At 41.2% G+C, this 2,158-nt stretch carries 2 protein-coding genes and 1 pseudogene; 2 read left to right on the top strand and 1 reads right to left on the bottom strand.

Annotation, left to right across the window (positions count from 1 at the left end; genetic code table 11):
• A pseudogene (locus tag H6F50_RS26160) lies at positions 1-476 on the bottom strand (cellulose synthase catalytic subunit); the annotation flags it as partial.
• A 233-nt stretch (positions 477-709) separates the two neighbouring features.
• On the opposite strand from H6F50_RS26160, the gene H6F50_RS26165 reads away from it, so the two are divergent.
• Both H6F50_RS26165 and H6F50_RS26170 read left to right on the top strand, forming a co-directional pair.
• Complete coding sequence (locus tag H6F50_RS26165) at positions 710-1,138, top strand: DM13 domain-containing protein (RefSeq protein ID WP_190430958.1); 429 nt, start codon at positions 710-712, stop codon at positions 1,136-1,138.
• A 25-nt stretch (positions 1,139-1,163) separates the two neighbouring features.
• Entirely contained in the window at positions 1,164-1,889 is a 726-nt protein-coding gene (locus tag H6F50_RS26170) for a DUF4079 domain-containing protein (RefSeq protein ID WP_190430959.1), read from the top strand.
• Positions 1,890-2,158: the final 269 nt, after the last annotated feature.

Raw genomic sequence — 2,158 nt, forward strand, 5'->3', positions numbered from 1 at the left:
AGCATCAAAAAAAGCTGGATCGTACTACTACTTAACATCAACATTTCCATGAAAAATAATCCCAAGCTGAAAACACCATTTAGAGGGTCAGCAACATTCAGAGTAGAGAGCGAGCGCCATACAATATATCGACCCGTTAACCCCAGCAAAATCCCCACTACAAAAAACCGAGACCAAGCATCGGTTTTTGGAGAGATTTTCATTACTATCAAAACAATTACTAGCAGAGCAACCGTAGGAACTAGTAAGTATTCACTCTTCATGGGCGCTTGCAGCCACATGGGTGGATTCTCTTGTAAAGTATTAAGTTCGGCAAATATCTGACTAATTTTCCCTTCACCCGCAAACCACGCAGTAGCGATCGCAGCAGCTAAGAAAACAGTCCCCACCATGATCAGCGTTGCCATCCGAAGGCGGAATATTCGTTTTAGGACTTGACGCTTTGAGATTTTATTTTTAAGGTATGAAGTCGTCATTGTTGTATTTCCCTAGTTCAAATTGGCTTGGTAATCAGTTGATTTTTATTTTAATTTAAATTAATATTAATATACTAACTTTTACTCCAGTACTTAATTAAAAATATATTATTAGAAAATACGTAATATTGTTTATTTCTACAGCAACTACAAATTTTATCTATGGTCTAAAGTTTTACGTGATTACTGATAGTTAATAAAACTACTCAAGCCCTGGATAAGCTTAGTAATCATTGAAGCTAAAAGGTAATACAATAGAAGCCAATTTTAATCAGACAAATGTTCAGACTGCACCATCGACAGACTCATCTGCTACATCGGTAGCACAGACGCCTACACAATCTGGGACTTTTCAGGGAGCAGAACATCATACCCAAAGAACTGTGCGCTTAGTGATAGAAAATGGAAAACGCTATCTGGAGTTAGATCGAGCTTTCAAAACTGACTATGGCCCGGATTTATTCGTCATTCTGTATCGTTCTGAAAAACCGCCCACAAATGGCATTAAAGAGAAAGATTATGCAAGCATCGGTCGCTTGCAAAAAATAAGTGGTACTCAACGCTATGCTATTCCTGCTAGCGTCAATCCAGCAGAGTTTGGGGTGGCGATTTGGTGTCGCCTATTCAACGCTACCTTTGGCTTTGCCCCTTTCAGTAGCTAGAAAATCAACGCATACTGAGGTTGTTATGGAAATTGCAGATTTGGCGGCTTTAATTCATCCCGCGATCGCAATTGCAGTCGTCTTCCCTCTGATTGGCATTGTCGTCAACCGCGCTTGGCAGACTCGCCAACGCCGCTTGCAAAATTTAGAAGGCAAAAGTAAAATTCCGCCAGTGGTTGGGCAAGAACACGTCCAATTAGGCAAATGGCTCTCCGGTGCTATTGTCGGAGTTAGCCTCATCGGGCTTGCTTACCCGATTTTTGAGCATATTTTGAGCAAGCAAATCTGGAGCCAGACACCTTTTCAAGTTGTCTTTATCGTCCTAATGTTTGCGGCTACCATTGCCTCTTTAATGTTGCTCTACAAAGCCAAACAGCGGCTTTGGCGCGGCGTTTTTGCAACCTTAACCGGCGCAGGTTTAATTATTCTCGGCTTCCAAGAAGGCGTCTATCGTCGGGACAACGAGTGGTTGGTGTCTCACTACTACATCGGCATCGCAGCAGCAATGTTAATGATATTTTCGTTAGCAATTATTGAAGATATCTACAAAGATCGGTTGAATCGTTGGCGCAACATTCACATCATTTTGAGCTGCATTGCACTCTTGCTGTTTGTAGGACAAGGCATAACTGGTACGCGAGATTTACTAGAGATTCCTTTAAGGTGGCAGAAACCTTATGTGGATCGGCTTTACATCCAGCAGTGCAACAGTCAGCCTTGCACCATCCAAGTAACACCCGTAAAAAATTAAGTGACTCAAGTTTTAATCTTGCTACAAAATTAGCGCGATCGCTCCCATCAAACTGCTTGAATGTTGGTCGATGCTCTTTCTTCCTAGTCAAATGGAACGAAGGATTTTTATTGGATGCTTTTGTCGTGTGATTTTTATGAAAACTAAGCGCTGAAAAGCTTGTATAAAAACTCCTTAGATTTTTTGGCTTCAATTTTAAAAGGAATTATGCATAAAAGACAACCAAATACAAACATCCCAAGGGGCATCAAACCAGCTATGCCCATTCG

Source organism: Coleofasciculus sp. FACHB-712 (assembly GCF_014695635.1).
GTDB lineage: Bacteria > Cyanobacteriota > Cyanobacteriia > Cyanobacteriales > FACHB-T130 > FACHB-T130.

Coding starts and splice junctions, on each gene's coding strand:
- H6F50_RS26170 (WP_190430959.1), top strand. CDS start 1,164: ATGGAAATTGCAGATTTGGCGGCTTTAATTCATCCCGCGATCGCAATT.